This is a genomic window from Pseudomonas sp. Sample_16 (assembly GCF_004307665.1).
Taxonomy (GTDB): Bacteria; Pseudomonadota; Gammaproteobacteria; order Pseudomonadales; family Pseudomonadaceae; genus Aquipseudomonas.
Window position 1 is genome coordinate 1 of record NZ_RCOB01000155.1, and the last position, 4796, is coordinate 4796.

Annotated in this window: 5 protein-coding genes; all 5 read right to left on the bottom strand. The window is 59.9% G+C overall.

Annotated elements, in window-relative coordinates:
- A partial coding sequence (locus D8U69_RS20500; RefSeq protein ID WP_177434588.1) for a flagellar basal body P-ring protein FlgI occupies nt 1-119 on the bottom strand: 119 nt, incomplete at its 3' end.
- A gap of 42 nt (nt 120-161) precedes the next feature.
- A complete protein-coding gene (gene flgH, locus D8U69_RS20505) occupies nt 162-857 on the bottom strand; it encodes a flagellar basal body L-ring protein FlgH (RefSeq protein WP_056853038.1) in 696 nt (231 codons plus the stop codon).
- 53 nt (nt 858-910) lie between these two features.
- Nucleotides 911-1696 (bottom strand): flagellar basal-body rod protein FlgG, encoded by a 786-nt coding sequence (gene flgG, locus D8U69_RS20510; protein WP_130908013.1) that lies wholly within the window; start codon nt 1694-1696, stop codon nt 911-913.
- A gap of 45 nt (nt 1697-1741) precedes the next feature.
- A complete protein-coding gene (locus D8U69_RS20515) occupies nt 1742-2482 on the bottom strand; it encodes a flagellar basal body rod protein FlgF (protein WP_056853039.1) in 741 nt (246 codons plus the stop codon).
- A gap of 432 nt (nt 2483-2914) precedes the next feature.
- Nucleotides 2915-4477: a sigma-54-dependent transcriptional regulator gene (locus D8U69_RS20525; RefSeq protein ID WP_056853040.1), complete on the bottom strand. Its 1563-nt coding sequence runs from the start codon at nt 4475-4477 to the stop codon at nt 2915-2917.
- Between the last annotated feature and the right edge of the window lie 319 nt (nt 4478-4796).

The window sequence follows — 4796 nt, forward strand, 5'->3', positions numbered from 1 at the left end:
CCGGTACCGTTAAGCCCGACCACCAGGCCGTAACCGATCAATTGGTTGGAACGCACGCCGGAAATACTGGCGATGTCCTTCAGCCGCTCGGCTTGAGCGTTGAAGGCCGCGGATAGCATCAGTGCGGCAACGATGAGACTTCTGAAATTCAACGTAGCCACCTAGAAAGGGAACAGCGGGCTGAGGAAGAAACGGTCGAACCAGCCTGGCTGACTCGCATCGGCAAACGAACCGGTGCCCGAATAAGTGATGCGCGCATCGGCGACACGGGTCGACGATACGGTGTTATCGGTGGAGATATCGTCGGCACGAACCAATCCGGCAATCCGTACCAGCTCATCACCGGTGTTCAGCGTCATCCACTTCTCGCCGCGCACGGCAATGATGCCGTTGGGCAGCACGTCGGCCACGGTCACGGTGATCGAACCGGTCAGGGTGTTGCCCTGCGCCGCCTTGCTGTCACCCTTGGTCGCGCGGTCGCCTTCATAGCTGGCGTCCAGGCTCAAGTCGCCACTGCCGAACGGGTTGTTGGTGTTGGGGGTGGAACCGAACAGCGAGCTCAGGCCGATGCTGGCCTTGCTGTTCTTGCCGATTTGCGAGTTGGCGTTTTTGCTGGCCTGGGTCTTCTCGTTCAGGGTGATGGTGATGATGTCACCAACCCGGAACGCCTTGCGGTCGCTATAGAGGTTCTGCTCGAAACCGGCCTGATAGATCGAACCGTTGTTCGCGGCAGCCGGCAATGGCGTGCGCGGCAACACCGGAGCGTAGTAAGGATCATTGGGCTTGGGTGTCGGACCGACACAGCCGGCGAGCACGGTGATCCCACTCAATGCCAGAACAGAAACGAAGCGATTCATGACCCTTACCTCACGGTGTTGCAGGCGGCCGCATGACCGCCTCATAGACTTGATTACAGATTCTGCGTTACGAACGAGAGCATCTGATCGGCGGTGGAGATCACCTTGGAGTTCATCTCGTAGGCACGCTGAGTGGTGATCATGTTGACCATCTCTTCAACGGTGCTGACGTTGGACGTTTCCAGGGTGTTCTGCAGCGTGGTACCGAAACCGTTCAGGCCCGGTGTGCCGATTTGCGGCGCGCCGCTGGCAGCGGTTTCCAGGAACAGGTTGTTACCCACCGCTTGCAGGCCGGCCGGGTTGATGAAGTCGGCGGTTTGCAGGTTGCCGATCACCTGGGAAGCCGGGTTGCCGGCCACGGTGATGGACACGGTGCCGTCCTTGCCGACGGTGAAGGTCTGGGCATCGTTCGGGATGACAATCGCCGGTTCCAGGGCGAAGCCACTGGCGTTGACGATCTGGCCGTTGGAGTCCAGGTGGAAAGTACCGTCGCGGGTGTAGGACGTGGTGCCGTCCGGCTGCAGGATCTGGAAGAAACCGCGGCCGTCGATGGCCATGTCCAGTGGCTGCTCGGTGGTTTGCAGGCTGCCGGCGTTGAAGTTTTTCTGGGTGCCGACAATGCGCACACCGGTACCCAGTTGCAGGCCCGACGGCAGTTCGCTGTCCTGGGTCGACTGGGCGCCTGGCTGACGCTTGATCTGGTAGAGCAAGTCCTGGAACTCGGCGCGGTCACGTTTGAAACCCGTGGTCGACACGTTCGCCAGGTTGTTGGAAATGGTGGTCAGGTTGGTGTCCTGGGCGGACAGACCGGTTTTGGCAACCCATAGAGCCGGAAGCATTCGATTCTCCTCGTGCGCCTGTTTTACGGCGCGACGTTCTGGTAATTAGCTGATCTGCAAGACCCGAGCCATGGCCTGGTCGTCTTCTTTGGCGGTGTTCATCATCTTGATGTGCAGTTCGAACTGCTTCGACAAGGCCAGCACCGAGGTCATCTCGTCCACGGCGTTGACGTTGCTCGACTCAAGGAAACCGGACACCAGCTTGACGTTGGCATCGGCTTGCGCCGGCTGACCGTCTCTGGTGTGGATCGAACCGTCCAGGCCCTTGGTCATGTTCTTGATGTCCGGATTGACCAGCTTGATGCGATCGACTTCGGCCATCACGCGAGGACCTTCACCCATCGCACGAATGCTGATGGTGCCGTCTTCGCCCACTTCGATCTGCTGCTCGGGCGGCACGGCAATCGGTCCGCCGTTGCCGATCACCGGCATGCCGTTGCCGGCGCGCAAGACGCCAAGTGCATCGACTACCAGGCTACCGGTGCGCACGTAGCTTTCGCCGCCATCGGGATTCTGCACCGCCAGCCAGCCGTTGCCCTGCACGGCGACATCGAGGTCGCGGCCGGTTTCTACCAGCGAGCCGGGAGAAAAGTCGGTGGCCGGGCGTTCGGACATGGCAAACGCACGCGCCGGAAAGCTGTCGCCGAACACCGGCATCGAACGCGCCTGCTCCAGGTCTTTCTGGAAGCCGTTGGTGGAGATGTTCGCGAGGTTGTTGGCATGAGCCTTCTGCGCCAGTGCATTCTGGCTGGCGCCGGTCATTGCCACATAAAGGTACTTGTCCACAATCTTTCCTCTGCCTGCCGGACGTTTGCCGCCCACTGCTGTACTGACGTGGCATAAGCAATTTGCAGACCAACTTGTTTTTGGCGGCGCGAGGCCCGGTAAACAAAGGACTTGAGGGGATTCGGAGGGAGATGGGGGATTTGTACAGAGACGAAAAACCGGCGGTGTCATGCCGCTTCACGGCAACCTTCAGCTTCCGCCACCTGCTCGTACCCACGCTCTGCGTGGGAACGCCTCAATGGACGCTCTGCGTCTGCTCTTGGGACGCGGAGCGTCCCGGGCTGCATTCCCACGCAGAGCGTGGGAACGATCAATCAATGACAGTACTGCGGCCGCTTCGCACCCGAACGGGAGCAAGCTCCCTCGCCACAGGGGCCTGACTTAGGGTCTGATTTATGGGCCTGATTTAGAGGCCTGGCTCATGGGACTGACTCAGGTGCCAGGCTCCTTGCCCACCTCATAATCGCGTAACTTGTTGGCGATGGTGGTGTGCGAAACCCCCAGCCGCTTGCCAAGTTGCCGACTGCTCGGATGTTCGGAGTACAACCGCTCCAGCACCGCTTTTTCGAAGCGCCCGACAATTTCGTCCAGCCCGCCTTCGAGCGAAAAATCGCCAAGCGGCTGACGCACGCCGTAGTCCGGCAACCGAATGTGCTCGGCTTTGACCGTACCGCCGTCGCACAGGGAAACCGCCTGGAACAATACGTTTTCAAGTTGCCGGACGTTGCCCGGCCAGTGGTAATGACTGAGCCTGTCCATGGCCGCTGGCGCCAGTTTCGGCAGCGGGCAACCGATCTGCCGACTCGCCTGATCGAGGAAGTGCTCCACCAGCGGCGTCAGACCGTCGAGGCATTCGCGCAGGGGCGGAATGTGCAGCGACAACACGTTCAAGCGATGATAGAGGTCCTGGCGAAACTCGCCCCGCGCGCACAGTTCGGAGAGATCGACCTGGGTGGCGCAGATCACCCGTACATCCAGATAAACCTCTTCATCACTGCCTACGCGGCGGAAGCAGCCATCCTGCAGAAAGCGCAGCAATTTCACCTGCAGGCGCGGGCTCATTTCCCCGACCCCATCGAGAAACAGCGTACCGCCCGCCGTCAGTTCCAACAGCCCGAGCTTGCCCTCGGCACGCGCACCTTCGAAGGCACCCGGGCCGTAGCCGAACAATTCCGTCTCGGCCATGGACTCCGGCAGACCGGCGCAATTGAGCGCCATCAACGGCGATTGCCCGCGCGGGCTAGCCAAATGACAAGCGCGCGCCAACAGCTCCTTGCCGGTTCCGGTTTCGCCTTCGATCAATAGCGGCGCATCAAGGGGTGCCATGCGCCGCGCTTCGCGCACCACCGCGGCCATGACTTTCGAGCTTTGAAAGATGCTGTCGAAACCACGCAGCTCCTGCTTGCGCACGTTATAGATGCGTTCGCCCACCCGGTCGGCGCGGTGCAGCGTCAATACGGCACCGGCCATGGCTTCGCTGTCGTCATGCTCTGATTGCAGCGGCGCGATGTCGGCCAGGAACACGTCGCCCTTGACCTTGACCCGCAGCCCATTGATTCGCGACTTGTTGGCGCGCACCAGTTCCGGCAAATCGAAGTCCTCGGCATATCGAGACAGCGGAATCCCCGGCACTTCATCGACTCGAACACCAAGCAACTGCGCCGCCGCACGATTGGCCGCGACGATCGAGCCGCCCATGTCGATCGACAGCACTGGAAACTCCAGCGCACCAAGCAGCGCATTGAGCTCCATGTGCCGACGTTCGCTAGGCATCAGGCCTACACGCTTGACGCCAAACACCCCGCCAATCGCTTCGAATTTCGGACGCAAAGCCTGGAACTGAATGTTGATCAGGTTCGGACAGTGCAAGTAGATCGCGTTGCCATGCTCACCACCCACTTCACCGCGAGCGACGTTGATGCCGTACTCCACCAGCAGGTTGAGAATGTCACGCAGGATGCCGATGCGGTTCTGGCAGTGGACTTTGATACGCATATAAAGGCCCGAACAGTGGTGAATGAGGCCCACGGCAAGAATATTTCTGCTGGAGCGCTCAGTTAGTCGTCAAGATTATGTGACAGGTGGAGCGCTTTTCCCACCCACAAATCTCAACACCTGCGCGACAACCTATAAAACGTAACGAAAACTTTACGATATTTGGAGGATTTTCCTACGTACAACGGGGATCACCTGCTGCCATCGCGCAATTCATGGGTTATTTCTGGGTCCATAGCAGCACATAACAAGAATGAAATCCCTTAGCAGGAGAGCAGCATGAAGCAGACGCAATACGTGGCTCGCGAGCCCGATGCGC

Bases quoted from the DNA above. Each gene is read 5' to 3' on its own strand.
- flgH (WP_056853038.1), bottom strand. From the start codon at position 857: ATGAATCGCTTCGTTTCTGTTCTGGCATTGAGTGGGATCACCGTGCTC.
- flgG (WP_130908013.1), bottom strand. From the start codon at position 1,696: ATGCTTCCGGCTCTATGGGTTGCCAAAACCGGTCTGTCCGCCCAGGAC.
- D8U69_RS20525 (WP_056853040.1), bottom strand. From the start codon at position 4,477: ATGCGTATCAAAGTCCACTGCCAGAACCGCATCGGCATCCTGCGTGAC.